Source organism: Campylobacter sp. CFSAN093226, assembly GCF_012897595.1.
Lineage (GTDB): Bacteria > Campylobacterota > Campylobacteria > Campylobacterales > Campylobacteraceae > Campylobacter_D > Campylobacter_D jejuni.
On the sequence record NZ_CP040608.1, the window covers coordinates 331,464 to 354,624 of the forward strand.

A 23,161-nucleotide genomic window follows, 5' to 3' on the forward strand; every position below is an offset into this window, starting at 1 on the left:
AACAAACTATTCTCTAAAAGACATATCTAAATTTTTTGATTCTTCTTTTATATTTTTACTCGTATCTTCACTTTGCTCAAATCCTCCACCAAATGCTTTGATTACATCTACTATGGAATTGGCATAAGAATATTTAATATTATTAAAAGCAACCGCAGCATTAAGCCAATTTTGACGTGCCTCTAAATAATCTTGCAAAGACATTTCTCCTATATCATAGCGTTCTTTAGCAATTTCATAGATTCTTTTGTAAGATTGTTCGCTTGCTTGTGCATTATCGTATTGTAAGCGTATAGTTTTTCTAGCTACTAAAGCATAGCGAATTTCTCCAAAAGCAGTAATCAAAGTATTTTGATAATTTACAAAAGCTTCATCTTTATTAAGCTTGGCTAAATTTACATTTTGGTAAATTTCACCCCAATGAAAAATAGGCAGAGTAAAGTTTCCACCTATATTCCAAGTCTTAGAACCTCCTTTAACCAAGGTATCTAAATCCCCGCTTTCAAATCCCAATAATCCTGTTAAAGAAAGGCTAGGTAAGAAAGCCGTGCGAGCTACTCCAACAAGATAATTTTGCTGAGTTAATTTTTCTAAAGAAGAGCCAATATCTGGACGTTGAAGCAAGATGGTACTTGAAATTCCAGTTGGAATGTCAAATTCTTTAAGATTAAAAACTTGATAGCTTTGATTTTTGTAAAGTATGTCATTTAAATCATTTGAAGTTAAAATTTTTAAAGCTTTAAGGTAATTTTCTTTATTTAACTTTGCTTCATTATATTGCAAAGCCATACTTTCTAAGTTGGCTCTTGCTTGAGCAAGTTCATATTCACCTACAGCACCAACTTGAAATTTTTCATCATTAATCCTATAAATTTCTTTTGCAGATTTATAGGCTTCTTTAAGAGCATTTTCATTTTCATAAGCATTTACAAGATTAAAATAAGTTTGAACTGTATTTGAAATAACAGAAAGTCTTGCAGCTTCATAATCATACTCACTTGCTTTAAAGCCTGATTTTGAGGCGCGATATGTATCGCGATATTTTCCCCAAAGATCGATTTCATAGCTTAAATTAAGTCCCATTTTAAAATCATTACCGTAACTTACTTCCCCAGTTCGATTGCTTGGAGCATTTATAGCTGTTTTTGCACGACTTCCGCTTGCGCTACCATCAAATTTTGGCAACAAACTGCTAAAATCTATACCTAATTGAGCAGCAGCTTGTTCCATGTGTATGAAAGCAAGTTTTAAATCATTATTATTTTTAAGTGCTAAATCAACCACTTTATTTAAATTTTCATCATCAAAGTCTTTCCACCAATTTTTTGTGATAGAGCTATTGTTTTCTTTTTCCCAAGATAAGGCTCCAAGCTTATTATCAATGCTATAGTTTGCTTCGGGAATATTTAAATTTGGACTTAAAGAGCAAGCTGAAATCAAAAGAGTAAAACTTGCTATAGCACTAATTGAAATTATTTTATTCATGAACCTTACCTCTTTTTTTTATCTAGCCATTCATTAAAATTTTCTAAAAGATAGAAAAATAAAGGCACAAAGAATATCGCTAAAGTTGATGCTGCGATCATTCCACCAATAAGCCCTGTTCCTAAAGAGTGTCTTGAAGCACTTCCTGCTCCTGTTGCGAAAATCATTGGCAAGACCCCAAAAGTAAATGCCAAAGAAGTCATTATGATAGGACGAAAACGAAGTTTTGCTGCTGCAACAGCTGCTTCAAAAACTCCTTTGCCTTTTTTAAAGCGCTCTTCCATTGCAAATTCTACGATTAAGATAGCATTTTTAGCTGAAAGTCCAATCAAGAGCAAAAGTCCTGTTTGAAAATATATGTCATTGCTAAATCCCCTTAAATATACCAATAAAAATGATCCAAATACCGCAAAAGGTACAGCTGTTACAACTGCTAAAGGTATAAGCCATCTTTCATATTGGGCAGCTAGAATTAAAAAGACAAATATCATACCTAAAGCAAAAGCATAACTTGCTGTTCCTTTACTAGAAACTTCTTGATAAGCTGATCCACTCCAAGCTATGGAATAATCATCCCCTAAAGTTTCTTTTGCTACTTGAGCAATCGCTTCTATAGCTTGACCTGAAGTATAACCTGGTGCGGGTTGACCTTGAACTTGTGCCGCTGGGAAAAGGTTGAATCGTTTTACATCATCAGGCCCTGAACTTCTTTGTAAAGTTAAGAAAGAATCAAGTGGTATCATTTTTCCATCATTTGATCTTACAAAAATATTTTTTAATGCATCTTGTGTATTTCTAAAATCACCTTTTGCGCGGATATTTACTTGGAAGTTTTTACCTAGCATAGAAAAATCATTAACATAATAAGTGCCTATAGTTGCATTCATCGTGTTAAAAACATCTTGCATGTTAAGATTGTAGTGTTTTAATTTATCTCTATCAATTATAAGCTTGTATTGAGGGAAAGTTGTATCAAGGGTTGTTCTTACTCTTGATAGCTCTTTTCTTTGGTTGGCCACAGCAACAAGTTTATTTACATCTTTTTGTATTTCATCATAGCTTTTTCCGCTTTTGTTTTGAACATACATTTCAAAACCGCCTGTGATACTTAATCCAGGTATAGGAGGTAGGCCTATAAATATACTTGAAGCATTGCGATCAAAAGCAAATTTTTTATTAAGCTCCATGGCGATTTCATCAGCACTCACATTTCTATCTTTCCAATCTTTCAAGCCTATAAACATTGCAGCGGCATTTTCTTTGAGTGAACTTGTAAAAAGATCAAATCCTATCATAGCCATTGCATCTTTAACTCCATTAGTTTTTAAAACTTCTTGGCTTATGTGATCAACTTCTGAGATTGTTCTATGGAGTGCTGAAGCCGAAGGAAGGTTGATAATGCCAATCATCAAACCTTGATCTTCTTCAGGAACTAAAGAGCTTGGTACAGCTTTATAGAGATAAAAAATTGCCCCAAGCATAATACAAAAAATTAAAACAAAACGAATGGTTCTTTTTAGAATATATGCTACTCCTGCGCTAAATACAGAGGTACTCCAATCAAAAAAATCATTAAATTTCTTTACAAATTTAAATGGCTCTCCTTCATTACGTCGCAAAAAGAGTGCACATAAAGAAGGTGTTAAGGTAAGAGCAACAAAACCTGATATGGTTACAGATATAGCTAAGGTAAGAGCAAATTGTCTTTGAATTTCTCCAACAAAACCTGATATAAAAGAAACTGGTACAAAAACAGCACAAAGCACAAGAACAATTGAAATAACCGGAGAGCTAACTTCTTGCATCGCTTGGATAGCAGCATCTTTTACGCTTATTTGCTCATTTTCATGTAAAATCCTATCAATATTTTCTACAACTATAATCGCATCATCTACAACGATCCCTATGGCTAAAATTAAAGCAAAAAGCGTAAGCAAGTTAATACTAAAACCTAAAACATAAAGTCCAGCAAAAGTTCCTAACAATGAAACAGGTACAGCTATCATAGGAATAAGTGTTGCACGGAAATTCTTTAAGAACATATACATAACAATGATAACTAAAATTAGAGCTTCAACAAAAGTTTTAACAACTTCTTTGATTGATTCTATTACAAATTTTGTTGTATCGTAAGGAATTTTATATGTTAAACCTTTTGGAAAATTTTTTGAAAGTTCTTGCATTTTAGCTTGAACAAGTTCTGCTGTATGCAATGCGTTTGCCCCTGATTGAAGATTGATCATAATTGGAACTGCATCATTGCCATTTAATCGTCCTTGTGAGCTGTATTGTTGTGATCCTATTTCCACATCAGCTACATCTTTAAGTCTTAAAAATGATCCATCATTATTTGTTCTTAAAATAATGTTTTCAAATTCACTAGGATTTTGTAGTCTTCCTTGCATAGTGATTGAATAAACATAAGGGGATTTTTGGGTTACAGGTTCTTCGCCAATTTTACCAGTTGCGTATTGGGCATTTTGGTCATTAACCGCAGAAATTACATCAGTAGCTGTGATTCCAAATTTATTTAATAAATCAGGCTTGAGCCAAATTCTTAAAGAATAATTACGATTTCCTATAGCGTTTGCATCTCCAACTCCTGGAACCCTTTTTAACTCATCTAAAACATTTAAAGTGATATAGTTATATACATCTACTGCACTCATTGAGCCATCACTTGAATACATAGAAATTGCAGCAAGTGTTGTTGAGGAAGTTTTTCTAACTGTTACTCCAAGTTTTTTAACTGCATCTGGCATTTTTGCAGTTGCGGCTGAAATTCTATTATTAACATCTATGGTGGCTTGATCAGGATCTGTACCGATATCAAAATAAACAGTCAAACTCATAGTTCCTGAAGAACTTGAAGTTGAATCCATGTAAATCATATTATCTGCGCCATTGATTGCATCTTCGATAGGACTTGCAACTGTTGAAGCAATGGTTTGTGCATCAGCTCCTGTGTAAGTTGCACTTACTTTAACTGTAGGAGGGGTTAAAGAAGGATATTGTTCTATAGGTAAATTTGTAAGACCTATAGCTCCAGCTAAAGAAATGATAATTGCAACAACTGAAGCAAAAACAGGTCTTTCGATAAAAAATTTAGAAAACATTATTGTGCTCCAATTTCTTTAACTTCGCTACCAACTTGAATTTTTTTAAAGTTATCTAAAATGATTTTATCGCCATTTTGTAATCCTTTGTCAATAATGGCATATTCATTGTTTTGGTAGCTTATATGTACAGAAGATTTTTCTACTTTTCCATTTTTAACAAGAAGAACATAAACATCATTTTGATTTTGTTTAACAGCTATTTGAGGCACTTTAAAGCCATTTTTTTGTATAAAACCTTCTGAAGTAATTGTTGCAAAAGCACCTGGTAAAAGTGTTGAGTTGTTGTTGTCAAATATAGCTTTGGCTTTTACTGTTCCACTATTAGCATCTATAACAGAATCAATAAAATAAAGTTTGCCTTGAACGGTTTCTCCATTAAGATTTAAATTTGCATGAATGCTGTCTAAATCCCATTTTCCATTTTGAGTATTGCGGACTAAATTTAGTTTATCTGTATCTGAAATAAAGAAATCTGCGTAAATAGGATTTAAATTTGTAACTCTAACTAGTTCAGTTGTTGAAGCACTTACATAATCTCCTATATTAACTAAAGCATCTCCTATAGTACCATCAAAAGGAGCTTTTATTTCGGTATGATCTAGATCAATTCTTGCATTTGCAAGCTGTGCTCTAGCACTTGCTAGACTAGCTTTTGAATTGTTAAATGTAGCAAGAGAAGAGTCGTATTCCTTTTGAGAGATTGCACTTTTACTAAAAAGAGCTTTAGAACGATTAAAATCCTTGCTTGCATTTTCGAAAGTTGCCTTAGCCATCAAAGCTTGTCCGTAAGCCGAATCAACACTAGCTTTAAATTTGTCTTGTTCTATAATAAATAATGTTTGTCCTTTTTTTACTTTATCTCCAGCTTTAAAAAGTTTATTTTCTATTACGCCACTAACTTGAGGCTTTATAATGACATCATAATCACTGACAAGTTTAGCAGGGTAAGTAAAACTAAGTGGTAAATCTTCAGATTTAGCACTCATGGTTGTTACAGGTTGAGGCGGCATTTGTATTTTTGGTGCTTCTTCTTTGCTGCAAGCAGTGAGTAAAAGCACAACACCTAAAGCTAAAATAGTATTTTTTTGAAATAATTTCATGGTTTTGCCTTGAAAAATTAAATTAAAAATTGTAATTTTTATTACAAAAATTTTTGGCTAATTATATCTTAATTTTGGTTAATAAAATTATTTTTTAAGCTTTGGAGCTATTGATTCCATTTAGAAAAACATTTACAACAAATTCAACATGTTCTTTTTGTTCTTTTTTATTTTTCAAAGGAGCGTTAATTAAAACATTAAGATGATGATAAGGTTCTTTTAACATAGTGCAAAAAAGAACAGCAAGTTTTTCTGCATTTTTTTTCATATAAGAATTATTTTGTTGCTTGAAAAAACCCATAAGTATGTTATAGGAAAAATTTTGTTGATTATTTTCTATCCAATTGGCAAGATGTCTATCTTTGTCATAAACTTGAGAATAGATAATTTTACCAAAAGCTACAGCTTCTGGTTGATTGAAAATTTCTATAAAAGCTAAACCAAAAGAAGTTAAAATTTCTTTTAAAGTGCCATTTTCAATTTCTTGTGTTTTGGAATAAATAAGATGAAAGTGTTTTTTACATATGTCATCTAAAATTTCAAAGAATAGCCCTTCTTTACTTTTAAAACCATCATAAATATTAGAATAAGATCCTCCAGATAATTTAATAATATCACTCAAACTTGTTTCTTGGTATCCTTTTGTTAAAAAAAGCTCTAAGGCCACTGCTTTGATTTTTTCTTGTCTGGCTAAAACTTTTTGTGATGGTGTTCTATTTGAGTTCATTTTTATCCTTTATAAGAGTGCTTTTAGGGTATACAAATATACTTTTTCTAAAAACCGAAATTTTTTCATTATCCTTTGCGTAAGCTTTTATATGTAAAGGAAAGATTACGTCTTTTTTATCATTATTTGCTAAATTTTTTGTAGCCCTGATAACAACTATTTTTTTGACTTGTTCTCCTGCTTTTAATTTAAAAGGTTTGTTTGGTCTTATGATTTCAATTCCATCATTTATTCCTTCTAAATTTGCTGTAAAATAATATTCATGAGGTTTAGAATCTGTATTTTGAAACAAAAAGGTATAAGCATTTGAAATGACTAATTCACCTTTAACATTTGAAATATTATATAATTCACTACTACGATTGATATTTAAAAGCATGCTTTCTTTTTTGCTTCCCATGATGATTAAAGCCAGTAAAGCAATTAAAAGAACTATAAAATATGCTATCGTTCTAAATCTTAAATAATGAACCTTAGAACGCGTTTCAATAGCTTTTGCACTTGTCCAATTGATCAAACTTGGACGATTAAATTTGCTTTGAACCTTAGAGCAAGCATCGGCACATTCAAGACAATTAATACATTCAAGTTGCATTCCTTTGCGTATGTCAATATGAGTTGGACAGATACTAACACAGGCTTCGCAACCTATGCATTCTCCCTCAGGCGGTTTTTTATGAAGTTTGGTGTGTCCATCATAGATCAAGCCCCCGCGTTTTTCATCGTAGATCACTTGCATTGTATCATGATCGAACATTACAGATTGTATTCTTGCATAAGGACAGACATAAACACAAAATTTTTCTTGTAAATAGGTAATATCCAAAGTAAAAAGTAAGCTAGCACAAAATAAAATTCCAAGTAAAAGTAGATGCTCGCCAGGATTTTGAATATAATTGAAAAAATCTTCAGGAGGAATAAAGTACCAAAGTAAATTACTAACAGCAACTAAAGATATAAAATAAAAAATTATCACTCCAAGAAATTTTTTAAAATATTGCCTCTCATATTCTTTTTGTTTGTTATTGATATTTTTGCGAATTTTAAGAAATTTAGTTTGTATGATATCTCTATATATAACTCTAAAAATCGTTTGTGGACAACTCCAAGCACACCAAATTCTTCCACCTAAAGTTGTAATAAAAAAAATAAATAAAAAAAGAAATATAAGAACAAAAGGCATGAGATAAAATTCTTGTGTTGAAAAAGAAATAAAAAATAGGTTTAATTTAGAATGATCAAAACTTAAAAGAAAAAAATGATTCTCATTAATTCTTATGAAAGGTAGGGAAAATATGATAATACTTGCAATTAAATATACAAAATATCGTTTTTTTGTATAGTTTGTAATGTGTCCTTGCATTTTTAGACCTTAATTATAATTTTTTAGCACTTTGTAATTAAGGATTATAACCGATAAAAACTAAAACAATTTTTAAATGCTTTCTAAGTTAGAATTAATAAGAAGTGTTTTATAATTATATTTCACAACAAAAATTTACACAGAAAGGTGGTGAGGACTGTGCCAGGAATCAAGGTGCATCCTAACGAGTCTTTTGATGAAGCGTATCGTAAATTCAAAAAACAAGTAGATAGAAATCTAGTTGTGACTGAAGTAAGAGCAAGAAGATTTTTTGAGCCTATGACTGAAATTCGCAAAAAACAAAAAATTTCAGCACGCAAAAAAATGCTTAAAAGACTTTATATGCTTAGACGCTACGAGTCAAGACTCTAACCCAAAAGCCCGAAAGGGCTTTTTTATATCTACAAACTTCATTTGGTATTAAATTAAAAAGTATTTATTATTTTTTGTTAAAATTTCTAATTTAAATTTTCTGTTTTTAGGATAAACTTATGAAAAAAATCAAAAAAATCATTCAAATTGGTATGATAGGTGGTTTAGCAGCTGTTGCTGGAGGTGCTTTAGCAGGTTGTGGAAGTAATAATGACAATGCAGATACTTTAAATCAAGCGGCTAATGCTCAAGGAGCTTTTGTAATTATCGAAGAAACAGCTCCAGGGCAGTATAAAATCAAAGATCAATATCCAAGTGATGAAACAAGGGTAGTTTTAAAAGATCTTAATGGTACAGAAAGAATTTTATCCAAAGAAGAAATGGATGCTTTGATTAAAGAAGAAGCAGCTAAAATTGATAATGGAACTTCAAATTTAACTAAAGACAATGGACAAATCAGTAGTGGGGGATTGAGTTTAGGGGAAACTTTACTCGCAAGTGCTGCAGGTGCTATTTTAGGAAGTTGGATAGGTTCAAAACTTTTCAATAATCAAAATTTTGCCAACCAACAACGCGGTGCTTTTTCAAATCAAAGTGCTTATCAAAGGAGTGTTAATAGTTTTAATAAAGCAGGCACAACAAGCTCTGCTTCAAGTGCTAAAAAATCAGGTTTTTTTGGTGGAGGCTCTAAAGCCACAAGTTCTAGTTCTTCTTTTGGCTCTTAAGGATAAATAATGCAATTATTACAAGTAGACAAACTTCAAAAAGATTATTTAGAAAATATAGGTTTTTCTTGGCATACAGATGAAGATGGAAGTGATTATATTAGCAATAAGTTAGTTTGTGTTAAGGAAAGTGAAGCTAATGCTTATTATGAAGCGGTAAATGAGCTTTATGATATGTTTATTGCTGCAGCGCAAGAAGTGATTAATAATGATCGTTTTGATGAGCTTGGAATTCCTTTTAATCTTATTGATGCGATTAAGATGAGTTGGGAAAATGAGGTTCATTGGCATTTATATGGGCGTTTTGATTTAGCGGGTGGACTTGATGGCAAGCCTATAAAACTTATAGAATTTAATGCTGATACCCCTACTGCTCTTTTTGAAAGTGCGATTTTACAATGGGCACTTTTAAAACAAAATGGAATGGATGAAAGCGCACAATTTAATAGCATTTATGAAAGTTTGATGGATAATTTTAAAAGACTTATTACCCTTGATGAAAGTGTTGAAGGGTTTGAAGAGCATTATCAAGGATGGAAAATTCTTTTTTCAAGTGTTGCAGGAAGTAAAGAAGAGGAAATCACTACAAAATTGCTTGCACATATAGCCAATGAAGCAGGTTTTCAAACTAATTTTTCCTTTGTAGATGAGGTAGAATTTAGTGAAGAAGGAATTTTTAAAGAGGGTGAAAATTATGAGTATTGGTTTAAGCTTATTCCTTGGGAAGATATAGCCATAGAAGAGGGTGAACTTGCTATGCTTTTAACTCAAATCATGCGTAATCAAAGAGCAATTATTTTAAATCCTGCTTATACGCTTTTATTTCAATCTAAGGGAATTTTAAAAATTCTATGGGAACTTTATCCAAATCATCCATTACTTTTAGAAACAAAAGATACTCCTTTGGAAGGTAAAAACTATGTTAAAAAACCTGTTTTTGGTAGAGAAGGTGCAAATATCAGTATAATTAAAGATGGAAAAACTTTGCATGAGAATGTAGGTCCTTATGGGAATAATAAGGCTATTTATCAAGAATATGTAGAGTTTAATTCATGTGAAAACGAATACTATCAAGCAGGTGTTTTCTTTGCTTATGAAGGGTGTGGCTTAGGATTTAGAAAAGGAGGACTTGTGCTTGATAATTATTCTAAATTTGTAGGACATATTATAAAGGATTAGAAATGAAAATTGTTTGTTTAGATGCGGCAACTTTAGGGGATTATGATTTAAGTGTTTTTGAAAAATTTGGTTCTTTGCAAATTTATACCACAACAAATAAAGAGCAAACCATAGAGCGTTTAAAAGATGCTAATGTCGCCATGACAAACAAGGTTGTAATTGATAAAGATGTGATTGATGCTTGTAAAAATTTAAAACTCATTTTGGAAACTGCTACAGGGGTTAATAATATCGATATTGAGTATGCTAAAGAAAAAGGTATTATTGTAAAAAATGCTGCTGGGTATTCTACTATGAGTGTGGTGCAACATACTTTTGCATTTATGTTTGCTTTTTTAAATCAAGTGCTTTATTATGACAAATGGAGCAAAGAGGGTAAATGGTGTGAAAGTCCTATTTTTACAGATTATAGTAGAATTTTAAACACCTTAAGTGGTAAAAAACATGGTATTATAGGTTTAGGAACCATAGGTAAAGAAGTGGCAAAAATTTCAAAGGCTTTTGGAGCCGAAATTTATTATTATTCTACGAGTGGAGCTAATAAAAACGCAGATTTTGTACATTTGGAATTAAAAGATTTATTAAAAACTTGCGATATTATAAGTATCCACGCACCTTTAAATGAAAAAACCAAAAATTTACTCGCCTTTGAAGAATTAAAGCTTTTAAAAGATAATGCGATTTTGATTAATGTAGGAAGAGGTGGGATTGTCAATGAAAATGATTTAGCTAAAATCATAGATGAAAAAAATATTCGTGTAGGGCTTGATGTTTTAGAAATTGAACCTATGATGAAAAATCATCCACTTTTAAGCATTAAAAATAAAGAAAATCTTATTATCACTCCTCATGTTGCGTGGGCGAGCAAGGAGGCTTTAAATGCTTTAATGGATATAGTTTATAATAATTTAAAAGAATGGATAGAAAATGGCAAGTGAACATAGTTTTGATATTTCAGCAGCTTTAGATAAACAAGAGTTAAAAAATGCTTTTGAACAAGCTAAAAAAGAACTTGATAGTCGTTATGACTTAAAAGGAATTAAGTGTGAGATTGATTTAAGCGAAAAAGAGAGTATTTTTAAACTCAGTTCTTCTAGTGAAGGAAAACTTGATGTTTTAAAAGATATAGTGATTTCTAAACTTATCAAAAGAGGAATTAATCCTAAAGCTATTAAAGAGCTTTCTCGTGAAAGTGGAGCAATGTTTCGTTTAAATTTGAAAGCAAACGATGCTATTGATAGTGAAAATGCTAAAAAAATCAATAAAGTTATTAAAGATAGCAAGCTTAAAGTTAATTCTTCGATTCGTGGTGAAGAAATTCGTGTTGCAGCAAAACAAATCGATGATTTACAAGCTGTGATGAAGCTTGTAAAAGAGCTTGATTTAGAGTTAAATATTAGTTTTAAAAATCTCAAATAAGGTCAAATTTGAAACATTGTTTAGCTCTATGTTTTGTTTTTTTTCTTTGTGCTTGTAGTGTGAAAAATCAAAATTTTTCAAGTCAAAGCTTGATGGTTTTGATTGCTTCCCCTATGATAAAAATCAATGATACAGCTTTTTTAAAAAAAGAAAATAATGCTTTAAATTTAGAAGTTTATAAACTAGGGCAAGCTTTTTTTGAACTCAAAATCAAAGATAAAATTTGTATCAATGCAGTGTGTTATGATAAACAAGTGTTTAATCAAAAATTTTTTAAAAATGTATATTATGATGATATTTTAAGTGATATTTTAAAGGCAAATCCTTTATGGCAGGGTAAAAATTTAGAAAAAACTGATTGTGGTTTTGAACAAAATTTAAAAGCAAAAAATTATGAAATTTTTTATCAAGTTTGTGATAATAAAGTAAGTTTTTTTGATAAAATTTCACATACTAAAATTATCTTAACGCATATTCAAAATTGAAGGATAGAGTTTGAAATTTTTTTTACTGGTATTTTGCTTTGTAAATCTAGCTTTAGCGAAAGTTTATAAAGGTGAATTGCATTTTTATCATTTACAGGATAAAGAAATTTTTGCCATAGTTTATGATAATGCACCTATGACTCCACTTTTTGACAGGGATAAAAATCAAACAAGTTCTAGTTTTTTAATTGTTGATGATATAAATGGAAATTTAGAGATTCCACTCGTTAAGATAAATGATTTTTGGCAAGATGAGCGTAAAAAATATAAAATCAATTCTTCTAAAATGCTTACATATGATAATAAAAATTTTCAAGGAGAAAATTTAGGAACAACTACTTTAGAACTTGTCGAAACGCAAGATGGCATTCGTATAAAGCGTAGTCTTGATTTTATAGGTTTTAATGATGATTTTAAAGAATTTCATCCTGTTCATAAGGGTGTATTTAGTTTTGAACAAATTCGCCAAAAACCTATTTTTTTACAAGATGGAAAAATTAGTTTTGAAGAATGGTATTATTTTTATGAAGATGGTATGAGTCGTGCTATTTTAGAGTTGAATAATTTTGTTTATGATATTAATGCTCACGCGTTTGTAAAACTAAATGATTTATATAATACTGAAAATCAAAAATTTCAAAATCTTTTACATGAGAAGCTTAAAAATACATGTGATGAGTGTTTTGAAGATCTGCAAAATTTACAATTTAATAATAATTTTTTGCTTAATAATGGAAAACTAAAAATTTGTTATCTACCTTTTGAAGGTCATTTTTTAGATGAAAATATTTGCGTAGAATTTAATGAAGATGAGCTTAAGGAATTTAAAAAATAATGGAAAAATTAAAAAATTTTTTAATTTTGAAAAATATAGAAGATACTCAAATTTATAAAGAGCTTAAGTGTGCTAAAAATGAGGCTTTGATTCTTAGGGAGCTTTGTAGAAATTATGTCGTTTCTATTTCTTCTATCAATGCCTTTACTTTATTATCGACAATTTTTGGAAATGATAAGTATCTTTATCTTGATGCTTTGGAGGATTTAAAAAAACTTATTGAAAGAGGTTTTGTAAATCAAAATTCGAGTTTTTTTAAAAGTTTAGAAAATAATAAAACTCAAACATTAACTCTTGCCTTATTGCAAAGTGAGCTTAGTCTAAGTGAATATTTTTTAGAATTTTTAGAAGCAAAACCTCGTTTAAACTTTGAGAAACAAGAGGCTTATGCAGATTATTTAGAATATTTAAAAGATGAATTTGCGCGTATTCAATTATATGAAAGATTAAGTTTTATACAAAAAAGTGCTTATAATAGTGAAATAAAAAACCAAATTAAACTTTATGAAAGACATATCAAAGAAAGACTAAAAAAAAGTAAATTTTATAATGTATTGGCTGATATTTTTAAAGAATATAATCTTGAACATAAAGAACAAATTATTTTTCTAGCACTTTTAAAAGAAGAATATGCCTTAAGTAATGAAAGTTCGATTTCTAGAGAAATGAATTCTTTACTTTCTTTAATCAGTGAAAATGATTTAGAAAGACATAAAAACAAAAAATTATTACAAGAAAATGCTCCTCTTTTAAACTTAATCGAGTGTGATGAATATTTAAATGCTTTTGGAGATATTTCTAAAAGTTTTTTTATTATTGATGAAATTTTACAAAGAATTATAAATTTTGAACCAAAACAAAGTAAAAAAATCAAAATTGAAAGTGTTTTAAAAGATCAAGATATTTTCGAGCTTATAGAACCAAGCACTGACATCAATGATATTATTATGCCTGAAAATACAAAAGAGCTTTTAGAAAATATTTTAAAACAACAAGATAAAAAAGTCCTAGAAAGACTTCATTCTTGGGGTATAAAGAGTAATAAAAATATAGAAGCTAAAATTATTTTTTATGGTCCTGCTGGTACTGGAAAAACTATGTCAGCTTTAGCTATGGCTAAATCAATGAAAAAATCTGTTCTTAGTTTTGACTGTTCTAAAATTTTGAGCAAATGGGTTGGAGAGAGTGAGCAAAATGTAAGAAAAATTTTTGATACTTATAAAAATATCGTGCAAACTTGCAAACAAAGTCCTATTTTACTTCTCAATGAAGCCGATCAGTTTTTAAGTACGCGTGTAGATGGAAGTAGTGGTAGTGATAAAATGCATAATCAAATGCAAAATATATTTTTAGAGCAAATCGAGCGTTTTAGTGGTGTGATTATCGCTACGACAAATTTTTTAGAAAGCTTAGATAGTGCATTTTCAAGAAGATTTGATTATAAGATAGAATTTAAAAAACCTGATTTTAAAGATAGGCTTAAAATTTGGGAAAAATTTCTACCTAAAAAAGCATTATTTGAAAAAGATTTTGATATAAATATTTTATCAAATTATGAATTAAGTGGAGCACAAATTTTAATGGTGGTGAAGAATACAGCTTTGAAAGTAGCTGTATCAAAAGATGGGGTTTTTAAAATACAAGATTTTATAGAAAGTATACAAAAAGAATTAAATTCAAGTTTTGATAAAAGTAAGATTGTTGGATTTTAACTTTTTAATGTTTTTGTATAGCGAACTATAAAATAAAACAAAGCTATAATTAAAGCACTCCATTCCCAAAACATAGGAATTTTTGGGGTTAAAAAATAATGATAACTTGCCAAAATTAAGCATAAATATCCCAGTTTTCTGATTTTACTAAGTTTTTTAAAGATTTTAAAAGAACTTAAAAGCATTAAAAATATGATTAAAAATGCGATAAATCCAATTGCTTCTAATAAACGATGTGAAATATCATCAAAAAGCCTTAAAATTTGAGCATTTCTATCAAAAATAAAATAATTTAAAAAGTGCAAAATCGCCCAAAAAGCTGCAAAAATACCTAAAATTTTAGGATAATTTTTTGTTTTTTTAAATTTAAGTAAAGAAAATAAAAGACTTAAATTTAAAAAGATTAAAGCAAATATTCCGGTGTAAATATAGGCTTCTTTTACAAAATCAAAGGCTTTTATGATATGATAAAAGCCATAGATTAAACTTATGATAAAGCTAAAATAAGCAAGAAATTTAAAGTATTTTGTCTGCATTAAAAATTCACTTTCAAGTCCATGTTTTTATATAAACTTGCCACTTCTTTTTCATAACCATTAAACATTAAAGTAGGCTTGGTAAAGAAGTCTCCTAAAGCCCTTTCGTTAGCTTGAGACCATCTAGGATGAGAAACATTAGGATTGACATTGGCATAAAAACCATATTCACTTGGAGCGTAACTTTCCCAAGTGGATTTAGGCTGTTCTTTAGTAAATTCTATTTTAACTATAGATTTAATACTTTTAAAGCCATATTTCCAAGGAACAACAAGACGTATTGGAGCGCCATTTTGAGGCTTTAAGGCTTTTTTATACATTCCTACTGCAAGCAAGGTAAGAGGATGCATAGCTTCATCCATGCGAAGTCCTTCTACATAAGGATAGTCTATAGTTGGAAATAAAGCGTCTTGATCGGGAAATTGACTCTTATCTAAAAGAGTGGTGAATTTAACAAATTTTGCCTCGCTTGTAGGTTTTGCCATTTCAATCAAACGACGCAATTCAAAGCCTACCCAAGGTACCACCATAGACCAAGTTTCAACACAGCGAAAACGATAAATTCTCTCTTCTAGTGGAAATTTTAAAATATCTTCCATGCTTAAAGTTAAAGGTTTTTCTATTTCTCCACTGATATCGATTTTCCAATTTTGAGTATTGAAATTTTGTGCCAATGATACAGCCTTTCTTTTATCTGTTGAAAATTCATAAAAATTGACATAATTTGTAGCTAGTTCTTCATCGCTGATTTCAAGTTTGTTTGGATTAGTATCGCTTGTGAAATTTAAAGCAGATAGTTTAGAAGCAAGCACGCTTGAACTTATTAAAGCACCCGCTCCAAGTTTTAAAAAATTTCTCCTTTGTTTATAAAGTTTTTCAGGTGTTATAAGCATAATTTTTCCTTATTAAAAATTTTTATTATTAAACTATAACAATGTTAATACAGGATTAATTTTGTGTGATTTTTTCAAGTTCTATATTGTAGAATATTTCTTCGCAAAATTCTTTATAATGATTAAGTAGTTTAATTTTTGAAGTTTCTTGCATTAGAATTTTAAATTCTAATTTTTTTAATTTTCTAAGTTCATCCTTGAGCTCTTTATCTTTTGAAAACAATAAAAAATATTCTTTAAAGATGAGCTCATAAATTTCAAAAGTTCCATCGACAAGATAATTAATCGCTTTATCAAGATGCCGATTAGAGTCTTTAAAATTTAAAGGATTTAAAACCATGAAACAAAGATGAATCATGGCGAAGTGAAAATATTTAAGATGTTTTTCAGGTAAGGTGAACAAATCGCTTTTTTGAAAATTTTGAAGATTGTTAAAGTCAGAATTCAAGAAATGATAGCCAAAACAGTCATTGATATTTGAAATCAAATTTTTAATTTTTTGTTCTCCATCAAGTTTTTTTCTAAAGGCTACAAAATAAGCGAGAGCCTTGTAAAATATTTGAAAAAATTCAATATGTTTATTTTCTCTTAGACAAATAAGACTTAAATCTTTTGGAGAAGTGGAGTGCTCTTGCATATAATTATAAACTTTCAGGGAAATTTTATTTCTTACCTCAAGCAAGTAGCTCAAGTCTTTTTGTTTTAAAATTTGATAATAAAAAAATATAAAATCTTTAATTAAACCTTTATGATCTTTTTCAAATAATGAAATTTGAAAATCCACGCTAAGAAACTGATTGTAAAGATTAAAGTAATCGCATTCTAATTGTTGATAATTCAATATTTTATCCCACACTTAGCATAAAATTCTTTTAAAGCATGTTCTTTATCAGGCCGAGTTTTAATCCATTCTTCAAAGTGATTACACATATCCCATTCTTTTTGCTGAATTACTTCATAATTTTGCTCTATATCGTTTTCGCTTATATTTTTTCTGTGTATTTTGTTTAAAATTTTTTCACATACAGCCCTAGGATTTTCATTTTTATATATAGGCCTTCCCACAACGATATAATCACTCAAATTTTCTCTAGCCATTGCAAGATTAGCAACACGTTTTTGATCATCATTTGTTTCTCCAAAAGGACGAATTCCAGGAGTAAGGGTTAAGAAATTTGAACTTGTGTGCTCTTTAATTTTTTTGCTTTCAAAAACAGAGCATACCATACCATCAAGTCCATTTTCATAGGATATTTTTGAAAAATTAATTACAGCTTCTTCAATTTTTTGTCTATAAATACTAAAGAAATTTTCTTCATCAAAACTCGTAAGAGCAGAAACTGCTAAAACTAAAGGTCTTTTTGAAAATTTGCTAAGCCGTGTCATAACTTCTTGTATGGCTATTTTTCCAGCACTTGCGTGGATATTGATCATATCAACACCAAGTTTTGATACTTCTTCGCAAGCATCTGCCATAGTGTTGGGAATATCATGAAATTTAAGATCAAGAAATATTTTAAAATCATCAACTTTTTTAAGTTCTTCTATGAATTTAAAACCATCTCTTAAATATGCTCTTAAACCTACTTTTAACCATATGTCTAAATTTTTTAATTCTTTGGCAAGTTGTAAGCATTCTTCTTTTGTAGAAAGATCAAGTGCGACACAAAGCTTCATTTTTTAGCCTTTATTAAGGCATCTAAAACTCCATTTATAAATTTTGGAGAATTGTCATTAGCAAGTTCTTTAGCAAGTTCTATAGCCTCATTGATGACAATGGCGCTAGGAGTATCGGTAAAAAGTAACTCATAAGCTCCAAGTCTTAGTATAGCTCTTTCTACATGTCCTAAAGCTGTAATTTGATTATCATTTAGAAATGAATTTAAGGTTTCATCAATATTGTTTAAATTATCTAAAATTCCATTATATAAATTTAAAGTAAAATTTTTTTGTTCATTGCGTATTTTTTTTTCATCTAAAATTTCATCTACAAAAACGTTGTTTTGAGAATTTAATTCAAAAGCATAAAGTAAGGAGATGACGCTTTGGCGAACTTGATGACGCGTTGCCATTAAAGCTCCTTGCTTAAATTTAACATCTCGATTACAGTTGTCATAGCTTCAAAGCCTTTATTGCCTGCTTTGCTTCCAGCTCTTTCTATGGCTTGTTCTATTGTATCTGTAGTTAAAACACCAAAGCTTACAGGGATATTATGATTTAAACTCACATTGGCTATGCCTTTGGTGGTTTCTGCTGAAACATAGTCAAAATGCGGAGTTGAGCCACGAATTACTGCGCCTACGCAACAAATTGCATCAAATTTTTTGCTTTCTATAGCTTTTTTTAACGCATACGGAAGTTCAAAAGCACCAGGAACAAGTATAAGGCTTAGATTTTCCTCTTTGCCCCCGTGTCTTAAAAAAGCATCTTTTGCTCCTTCTACAAGGCGATCTGTGATGATATGATTAAATCTTGCATTAATGATAGCAATTTTTGTATTTGAGTCTAAATTTAATTTTCCTTCAATAATATTCATTTGTTTTCCTTTATGATATTTTGTATTTCTAGTAATGTATTAACGCAATTTTTAAGGCGTGTAAGATTAAGCATATTAGGTCCATCGCATAAAGCCTCGCAAGGATTAATATGTGTTTCAAAGAAAAAGCCATCTATGCCTACGGCTGCTGCCGCTCTTGCTAAAGGTTCTACAAATTCGCTTTTCCCTCCGCTACTTCCACCTGCAGCCCCTGGCATTTGTACGCTATGGGTAGCATCAAAAATAACTGGAGCAAATTCACGCATGATAACTAAAGAACGCATATCTACTACTAAATTTCCATAGCCAAAGCTAGCCCCTCTTTCAGCTACAAAAACACCATTTCTTTGAGCAGCTTCATAGCCTTCATCTTCTATACCACGGGTTTGTAGAACTTTTTTAACGCTGTATTTGATATCGCTTGGGTTTAAAAATTGTCCTTTTTTGATATTAATTTTTGCCTTAGTTTTTGCTGCGGCTACAAGTAAATCGGTTTGACGACATAAAAAAGCAGGAATTTGCAAGACATCAGCTACTTCACTTACAGGGTTTGCTTGATTGCTTTCGTGTATATCGGTTAAGATTTTCATACCAAATTCATCTTTTACGCTTTGTAAAATTTTTAATCCTTCTTCAAGACCAGGACCTCGAAAAGAATTAATACTTGTGCGATTGGCCTTATCAAAACTTGATTTGAAATAAAATTCTATATTTGGATTTTCATTAAAATTTTTTAACTGTTCAGCAACTTTAAAAATCAAATCTTTGCTTTCTATCACGCAAGGACCAGCAATGAGTATCATTTTTTTCATTTTTTTCCTTTGTTCTTAACTAAAATTAATCCACCAAAAATAATGCCTATTATACCTAAAAAAACCATAGTACTTGGTAAATTATCTCCCAAAATTATCCCAACTATCATACTAAATACTACATCAAGATAACTAACTCCGGCAACCACTCCTGCTTGTTTAGCGATACCATAAGCTTTAGTGACATGAATTTGATAAATGGTGCCTAAAGTTCCCATAATGGCAATGATAAGCCAAGCTGTAAGACTTGGCATCACAAAAGGTGCTAGAATGAAATCTAAATGTAAAGAATCAAGATGCTGTGGTTCAAAAAATTCAGCACTGATCATAGAAATTAAAGGCATTAAGGTTCCTAAAAGGATAAAAGAAAAGGCAATTTGTTCTGTAGTGTAAGATTTTCTAAGTTCTCTTACACTTGTAAGAGCTAAAGCGGCTAAAAATCCACTCGTGATACCTATAACTGAATTTTTTAAATCAAAGCCTGAATGATTTAAATTATGAGCCCAAGGCTGAGCGATTAAAAGCACTCCACCAAATGCTATTAAAATTCCTATCCAGCCTTTGATGCCAATATTTTCTTTAAAAACAACAAAAGCTATTAAAGTAATAAAAATAGGAGCAGTTTTTTGAAAAGCAAAAGCTCCACCTAGTGTAATATTTGAAACATTATAGAAAAACATATATAGTGAAAGCGTGCCTACTACTCCACGAAATACCAAGAGCCAAAAATATCCCCCTTCTTTATGTGCCTTAGATCGTTTTAAAAGATAGACTATGAAAAAAATTCCTATGATATTTCTAAAAAACATAATTTCTATAGAACTCATTTCCTTGCTAAGAATTTTTGCACAAGCTCCCATAAGTGCAAAATCCAAACATGCTAAAATCATGAAATAAATTCCTAAATTATGCTTGATTACTTTTAGCATTTTTTTTCCTTGACTAAAATCTGGGTTAATTCTAGTCTTTTTTTGCTTAATATTAAGCCAAATTTTATATAATTTTAAAAATATAATTTTCTAGGAAAAAAATGCAAAGCATTATACTTATAGGTAAGCCAAATGTGGGAAAATCAAGCCTTTTTAATAGAATGGCAAGACAAAGAATAGCTATTACAAGTGATATTTCAGGCACAACTAGAGATACAAATAAAACGCAAATTCATATTCATTCAAAAAAAGCCATGCTTATTGATAGTGGAGGGCTTGATGAAAGTGATGAACTTTTTAAAAATGTGAAAAAAAACACTTTAAAAGTAGCTAAAGAAAGCGATATCATACTTTATCTAGTTGATGGGAAATTAGCGCCTGATGATGAGGATAGACAGTTTTTTTATTCTTTAAAAAAACTTGGAAAACCTATAGCCTTAGTGATTAATAAAGTAGATAATAAAAAAGATGAAGAAAGGGCTTGGGAGTTTGCAAATTTTGGCGTAAAGGAAATCTTTAATCTTTCAGTAACCCATAATGTAGGCTTAGATGAACTTTATGAATGGCTTGAAAAATTTTTACATGAAGAGTTTTTAATCCCCGATGAAGAAGAAAATTTAGAAGATTTTTTAGAGTATTATGAAGAAGGAAAAGAATTTCAATTTAAAGAAGTCGATCAAAATCATATCAGAGTGGGTATTGTAGGGCGTGTAAATGTTGGAAAATCAAGTCTTTTAAATGCTTTGGTTAAACAAGAACGCAGTGTTGTAAGTTCTATTGCAGGAACTACTATAGATCCTGTTAATGAAAGTGTAGTTCATAAAGATAAAGTGATAGAATTTGTTGATACTGCAGGTATTAGAAAAAGGGGTAAAATTCAAGGACTCGAACGCTTTGCCCTAAATCGCACGGAAAAAATTTTATCTCATTCTCAAATAGCACTTTTGGTTTTAGATGCGCATGAGGGCTTTAACGAGCTTGATGAACGCATTGCTGGGCTTGTGGCTAAGCATTATTTGGGTGTGATTATTGTTTTAAATAAATGGGATAAAAGTGAGATGGATTTTGATAAGACTGTAAAAGAATTGCGTCTTGATCGTTTTAAATTTCTAGCTTACGCACCCGTGATTAGCGTATCAGCTTTAAGTGGAAAAAGGGTGCATGTTTTACTCGATAAAATTTTGCAAATTTTTGAAAATTTCACTCAAAAAATCCAAACTTCTAAGCTTAATACCTTGATAGAAAATGCCACAAGAGCACATCCTTTGCCGCATGATTATGGGAAATTGGTTAAAATTTATTATGCAGTACAATATGACTTAGCACCGCCAAAAATTGCACTTATTATGAATCGTCCTAAGGCCTTGCATTTTAGCTATAAGCGTTATTTACAAAATCAAATCAGAAAAGAATTTAATTTTGAAGGTGTGCCTTTAGTGATTGCTTCGCGTAAAAAGGGCAGTAAAGAAAATGATGAAAGCTAAAAATATCGTTTTTATAGGATTTATGGGTTCTGGAAAAAGCACTTTAGCAAGAGCTTTAGCTAAGGATTTAGATCTTGTTTTTTTAGATAGTGATTTTTTAATAGAACAAAAATTTAATCAAAAAGTCAGTGAAATTTTTGAACAAAAAGGGGAAAATTTTTTTAGAGAACAAGAGCAAAAAATGGCTGATTTTTTTAGTTCTTGTGAGAAAGCTTGTATTGCTACAGGTGGGGGTTTTGTTAATGTTTCAAATTTAGAAAAAGCAGGTTTTTGTATTTATTTAAAAGCAGATTTTGAATATTTAAAAAAGCGTTTAGACAAAGATGAAATTTCTAAAAGACCTTTATTTTATGATGAAATTAAAGCAAAAAAATTATATAATGAGCGTTTAAGCAAGTATGAACAAAAGGCAAATTTTATTTTAAATATAGAAAATAAAAATATAGATGAGCTTTTAAGCGAGATTAAAAAGGTGATAAAATGAGAGTATTAACAGGCCTTCAGCCAAGTGGCGATTTGCATATAGGTAATTATTTTGGTGCGATTAAGCAAATGGTAGATGCACAAGAAAAAAGCCAAATGTTTATGTTTATTGCTAATTATCATGCCATGACTTCTTCTCAAGATGGAGAAAAACTTAAACAAAATTCCTTAAAAGCTGCTGCGGCTTTTTTAAGCCTTGGTATAGATCCTCAAAAAAGCGTTTTTTGGTTGCAAAGTGATGTTAAGGAAGTTATGGAGCTTTATTGGATTTTATCGCAATTTACTCCTATGGGTTTATTAGAGCGTGCACATAGTTACAAGGATAAAGTTGCTAAGGGACTTAGTGCTTCACATGGGCTTTTTTCTTATCCTGTTTTAATGGCGGCAGATATTTTACTTTTTGATACACGAATTGTCCCTGTAGGAAAAGATCAAATCCAGCATGTTGAAATCGCACGCGATATTGCTTTAAAAGTTAATAATGAATGGGGTGAAATTTTTACCCTTCCAGAAGCGAGAGTTAATGAAGAAGTAGCTGTGGTTGTGGGTACTGATGGAGCAAAAATGAGTAAATCTTATCAAAATACTATAGATATTTTTAGCAGTGAAAAAACCTTAAAAAAACAAATTTCTTCCATAGTTACAGATAGTACCGCTTTAGAAGATCCAAAAGATCATGAAAACTGCAATATTTTTAAAATCGCAAAGCTTTTTTTAGATGAATCAGGGCAAAAAGAATTACAAATACGCTATGAAAAAGGTGGTGAGGGTTATGGACATTTTAAAATATATTTAAACGAGCTTGTAAATGCTTATTTTAAAGAAGCAAGAGAAAAATATAATGAGCTTTTAGAAAAGCCTTCGCATTTGAAAGAAATTTTGGATTTTGGTGCGACAAAAGCAAGAAAAATCGCCCAAGAAAAAATGCAAAAAATTTATGAAAAAATCGGACTTTAAGGAGTAGAAA

23 protein-coding genes and 1 pseudogene are annotated in these 23,161 nt (G+C 30.3%); 11 read left to right on the plus strand and 13 right to left on the minus strand.

The genetic code is table 11. The annotated features are described in order from the left end of the window. Positions 1 to 6: 6 nt before the first annotated feature. The 5 genes and pseudogenes from cmeC to ccoG all read right to left on the minus strand — a co-directional run bounded on the left by cmeC (position 7) and on the right by ccoG (position 7,794). On the minus strand, positions 7 to 1,485 hold the full coding sequence (gene cmeC / locus FBF02_RS01755) for a multidrug efflux transporter outer membrane subunit CmeC (protein WP_002858696.1): 1,479 nt from the start codon (positions 1,483 to 1,485) through the stop codon (positions 7 to 9). Next, positions 1,478 to 4,601, minus strand: a pseudogene (gene cmeB / locus FBF02_RS01760) (multidrug efflux RND transporter permease subunit CmeB). Before cmeB ends, cmeC begins: the two are co-directional and overlap by 8 nt. Beyond that, positions 4,601 to 5,704: a multidrug efflux RND transporter periplasmic adaptor subunit CmeA gene (gene cmeA / locus FBF02_RS01765; RefSeq protein ID WP_002858646.1), complete on the minus strand. Its 1,104-nt coding sequence runs from the start codon at positions 5,702 to 5,704 to the stop codon at positions 4,601 to 4,603. Before cmeA ends, cmeB begins: the two are co-directional and overlap by 1 nt. A gap of 94 nt (positions 5,705 to 5,798) precedes the next feature. Further along, complete coding sequence (gene cmeR / locus FBF02_RS01770) at positions 5,799 to 6,431, minus strand: multidrug efflux system transcriptional regulator CmeR (protein WP_002843095.1); 633 nt, start codon at positions 6,429 to 6,431, stop codon at positions 5,799 to 5,801. After that, positions 6,418 to 7,794 carry a cytochrome c oxidase accessory protein CcoG gene (gene ccoG, locus FBF02_RS01775; protein WP_002858753.1) on the minus strand — a complete coding sequence of 459 codons (1,377 nt, stop codon included), beginning with the start codon at positions 7,792 to 7,794 and terminating at the stop codon, positions 6,418 to 6,420. Before ccoG ends, cmeR begins: the two co-directional genes overlap by 14 nt. Positions 7,795 to 7,953: 159 nt before the next feature. Here ccoG and rpsU point away from each other — a divergent pair, with 159 nt between their 5' ends. From rpsU to FBF02_RS01815, 8 genes are all read left to right on the plus strand, one after another. Beyond that, complete coding sequence (gene rpsU / locus FBF02_RS01780; RefSeq protein ID WP_002780697.1) at positions 7,954 to 8,166, plus strand: 30S ribosomal protein S21; 213 nt, start codon at positions 7,954 to 7,956, stop codon at positions 8,164 to 8,166. Positions 8,167 to 8,285: 119 nt separating this feature from the next. Further along, entirely contained in the window at positions 8,286 to 8,891 is a 606-nt protein-coding gene (locus FBF02_RS01785; RefSeq protein ID WP_002854351.1) for a UPF0323 family lipoprotein, read from the plus strand. Positions 8,892 to 8,900: 9 nt separating this feature from the next. Beyond that, positions 8,901 to 10,070, plus strand: a complete 1,170-nt coding sequence (locus FBF02_RS01790; protein ID WP_002858689.1) for a glutathionylspermidine synthase family protein — start codon at positions 8,901 to 8,903, stop codon at positions 10,068 to 10,070. Between the two features lie 2 nt (positions 10,071 to 10,072). Next, complete coding sequence (locus FBF02_RS01795; RefSeq protein WP_002854730.1) at positions 10,073 to 11,008, plus strand: D-2-hydroxyacid dehydrogenase; 936 nt, start codon at positions 10,073 to 10,075, stop codon at positions 11,006 to 11,008. Next, the gene (locus FBF02_RS01800) at positions 10,998 to 11,489 is read left to right on the plus strand and encodes a YajQ family cyclic di-GMP-binding protein (protein ID WP_002858699.1); all 492 of its coding nucleotides are present in this window, start codon (positions 10,998 to 11,000) and stop codon (positions 11,487 to 11,489) included. The genes FBF02_RS01795 and FBF02_RS01800 overlap by 11 nt, the downstream gene beginning before the upstream one ends. Positions 11,490 to 11,497: 8 nt before the next feature. Next, the gene (locus FBF02_RS01805) at positions 11,498 to 11,974 is read left to right on the plus strand and encodes a lipoprotein (RefSeq protein ID WP_002858715.1); all 477 of its coding nucleotides are present in this window, start codon (positions 11,498 to 11,500) and stop codon (positions 11,972 to 11,974) included. Positions 11,975 to 11,984: 10 nt separating this feature from the next. After that, positions 11,985 to 12,809: a hypothetical protein gene (locus tag FBF02_RS01810; protein ID WP_002854586.1), complete on the plus strand. Its 825-nt coding sequence runs from the start codon at positions 11,985 to 11,987 to the stop codon at positions 12,807 to 12,809. Continuing rightward, positions 12,809 to 14,521, plus strand: coding sequence for an ATP-binding protein (locus FBF02_RS01815; RefSeq protein ID WP_002858720.1), 1,713 nt, complete (start codon positions 12,809 to 12,811; stop codon positions 14,519 to 14,521). The genes FBF02_RS01810 and FBF02_RS01815 overlap by 1 nt, the downstream gene beginning before the upstream one ends. Here the strand turns inward: FBF02_RS01815 and FBF02_RS01820 are convergent. The 8 genes from FBF02_RS01820 to FBF02_RS01855 are packed head-to-tail and all read right to left on the minus strand — an operon-like array spanning position 14,518 to position 20,227. Then, a complete protein-coding gene (locus FBF02_RS01820) occupies positions 14,518 to 15,057 on the minus strand; it encodes a sulfite oxidase heme-binding subunit YedZ (protein WP_002858705.1) in 540 nt (179 codons plus the stop codon). The genes FBF02_RS01815 and FBF02_RS01820 overlap by 4 nt on opposite strands. Beyond that, complete coding sequence (msrP, locus tag FBF02_RS01825) at positions 15,057 to 15,950, minus strand: protein-methionine-sulfoxide reductase catalytic subunit MsrP (RefSeq protein WP_002858649.1); 894 nt, start codon at positions 15,948 to 15,950, stop codon at positions 15,057 to 15,059. Before msrP ends, FBF02_RS01820 begins: the two co-directional genes overlap by 1 nt. 55 nt (positions 15,951 to 16,005) lie before the next feature. Continuing rightward, the gene (locus FBF02_RS01830) at positions 16,006 to 16,791 is read right to left on the minus strand and encodes a hypothetical protein (protein WP_002824766.1); all 786 of its coding nucleotides are present in this window, start codon (positions 16,789 to 16,791) and stop codon (positions 16,006 to 16,008) included. Then, positions 16,788 to 17,627: an orotidine-5'-phosphate decarboxylase gene (gene pyrF / locus FBF02_RS01835; protein WP_002858700.1), complete on the minus strand. Its 840-nt coding sequence runs from the start codon at positions 17,625 to 17,627 to the stop codon at positions 16,788 to 16,790. The genes FBF02_RS01830 and pyrF overlap by 4 nt, the downstream gene beginning before the upstream one ends. Then, positions 17,624 to 18,022, minus strand: a complete 399-nt coding sequence (gene nusB, locus FBF02_RS01840) for a transcription antitermination factor NusB (protein WP_002824771.1) — start codon at positions 18,020 to 18,022, stop codon at positions 17,624 to 17,626. The genes pyrF and nusB overlap by 4 nt, the downstream gene beginning before the upstream one ends. Beyond that, entirely contained in the window at positions 18,022 to 18,486 is a 465-nt protein-coding gene (gene ribE, locus FBF02_RS01845) for a 6,7-dimethyl-8-ribityllumazine synthase (RefSeq protein WP_002854278.1), read from the minus strand. The genes nusB and ribE overlap by 1 nt, the downstream gene beginning before the upstream one ends. Continuing rightward, positions 18,483 to 19,298 (minus strand): 3-deoxy-8-phosphooctulonate synthase, encoded by an 816-nt coding sequence (gene kdsA, locus FBF02_RS01850; protein WP_002858652.1) that lies wholly within the window; start codon positions 19,296 to 19,298, stop codon positions 18,483 to 18,485. Before kdsA ends, ribE begins: the two co-directional genes overlap by 4 nt. Beyond that, positions 19,295 to 20,227 carry a DMT family transporter gene (locus tag FBF02_RS01855; protein ID WP_002865582.1) on the minus strand — a complete coding sequence of 311 codons (933 nt, stop codon included), beginning with the start codon at positions 20,225 to 20,227 and terminating at the stop codon, positions 19,295 to 19,297. Before FBF02_RS01855 ends, kdsA begins: the two co-directional genes overlap by 4 nt. 101 nt (positions 20,228 to 20,328) lie before the next feature. On the opposite strand from FBF02_RS01855, the gene der reads away from it, so the two are divergent. Genes der through trpS form a run of 3 tightly spaced genes read left to right on the plus strand, consistent with a single transcriptional unit; the run spans position 20,329 to position 23,151 of the window. Continuing rightward, on the plus strand, positions 20,329 to 21,711 hold the full coding sequence (gene der / locus FBF02_RS01860; protein WP_002858744.1) for a ribosome biogenesis GTPase Der: 1,383 nt from the start codon (positions 20,329 to 20,331) through the stop codon (positions 21,709 to 21,711). After that, entirely contained in the window at positions 21,698 to 22,195 is a 498-nt protein-coding gene (locus FBF02_RS01865) for a shikimate kinase (RefSeq protein WP_002860280.1), read from the plus strand. Before der ends, FBF02_RS01865 begins: the two co-directional genes overlap by 14 nt. Beyond that, positions 22,192 to 23,151 carry a tryptophan--tRNA ligase gene (trpS, locus tag FBF02_RS01870; protein WP_002858719.1) on the plus strand — a complete coding sequence of 320 codons (960 nt, stop codon included), beginning with the start codon at positions 22,192 to 22,194 and terminating at the stop codon, positions 23,149 to 23,151. The genes FBF02_RS01865 and trpS overlap by 4 nt, the downstream gene beginning before the upstream one ends. The last annotated feature ends 10 nt before the right edge of the window (positions 23,152 to 23,161 follow it).

Bases quoted from the DNA above. Each gene is read 5' to 3' on its own strand.
- nusB (WP_002824771.1), bottom strand. From the start codon at position 18,022: ATGGCAACGCGTCATCAAGTTCGCCAAAGCGTCATCTCCTTACTTTAT.
- FBF02_RS01865 (WP_002860280.1), top strand. From the start codon at position 21,698: ATGATGAAAGCTAAAAATATCGTTTTTATAGGATTTATGGGTTCTGGA.
- FBF02_RS01785 (WP_002854351.1), top strand. From the start codon at position 8,286: ATGAAAAAAATCAAAAAAATCATTCAAATTGGTATGATAGGTGGTTTA.
- cmeA (WP_002858646.1), bottom strand. From the start codon at position 5,704: ATGAAATTATTTCAAAAAAATACTATTTTAGCTTTAGGTGTTGTGCTT.
- cmeR (WP_002843095.1), bottom strand. From the start codon at position 6,431: ATGAACTCAAATAGAACACCATCACAAAAAGTTTTAGCCAGACAAGAA.
- der (WP_002858744.1), top strand. From the start codon at position 20,329: ATGCAAAGCATTATACTTATAGGTAAGCCAAATGTGGGAAAATCAAGC.
- FBF02_RS01800 (WP_002858699.1), top strand. From the start codon at position 10,998: ATGGCAAGTGAACATAGTTTTGATATTTCAGCAGCTTTAGATAAACAA.
- FBF02_RS01795 (WP_002854730.1), top strand. From the start codon at position 10,073: ATGAAAATTGTTTGTTTAGATGCGGCAACTTTAGGGGATTATGATTTA.
- msrP (WP_002858649.1), bottom strand. From the start codon at position 15,950: ATGCTTATAACACCTGAAAAACTTTATAAACAAAGGAGAAATTTTTTA.
- trpS (WP_002858719.1), top strand. From the start codon at position 22,192: ATGAGAGTATTAACAGGCCTTCAGCCAAGTGGCGATTTGCATATAGGT.
- FBF02_RS01820 (WP_002858705.1), bottom strand. From the start codon at position 15,057: ATGCAGACAAAATACTTTAAATTTCTTGCTTATTTTAGCTTTATCATA.
- cmeC (WP_002858696.1), bottom strand. From the start codon at position 1,485: ATGAATAAAATAATTTCAATTAGTGCTATAGCAAGTTTTACTCTTTTG.
- ccoG (WP_002858753.1), bottom strand. From the start codon at position 7,794: ATGCAAGGACACATTACAAACTATACAAAAAAACGATATTTTGTATAT.
- pyrF (WP_002858700.1), bottom strand. From the start codon at position 17,627: ATGAAGCTTTGTGTCGCACTTGATCTTTCTACAAAAGAAGAATGCTTA.
- FBF02_RS01815 (WP_002858720.1), top strand. From the start codon at position 12,809: ATGGAAAAATTAAAAAATTTTTTAATTTTGAAAAATATAGAAGATACT.
- kdsA (WP_002858652.1), bottom strand. From the start codon at position 19,298: ATGAAAAAAATGATACTCATTGCTGGTCCTTGCGTGATAGAAAGCAAA.
- ribE (WP_002854278.1), bottom strand. From the start codon at position 18,486: ATGAATATTATTGAAGGAAAATTAAATTTAGACTCAAATACAAAAATT.
- FBF02_RS01855 (WP_002865582.1), bottom strand. From the start codon at position 20,227: ATGCTAAAAGTAATCAAGCATAATTTAGGAATTTATTTCATGATTTTA.
- FBF02_RS01790 (WP_002858689.1), top strand. From the start codon at position 8,901: ATGCAATTATTACAAGTAGACAAACTTCAAAAAGATTATTTAGAAAAT.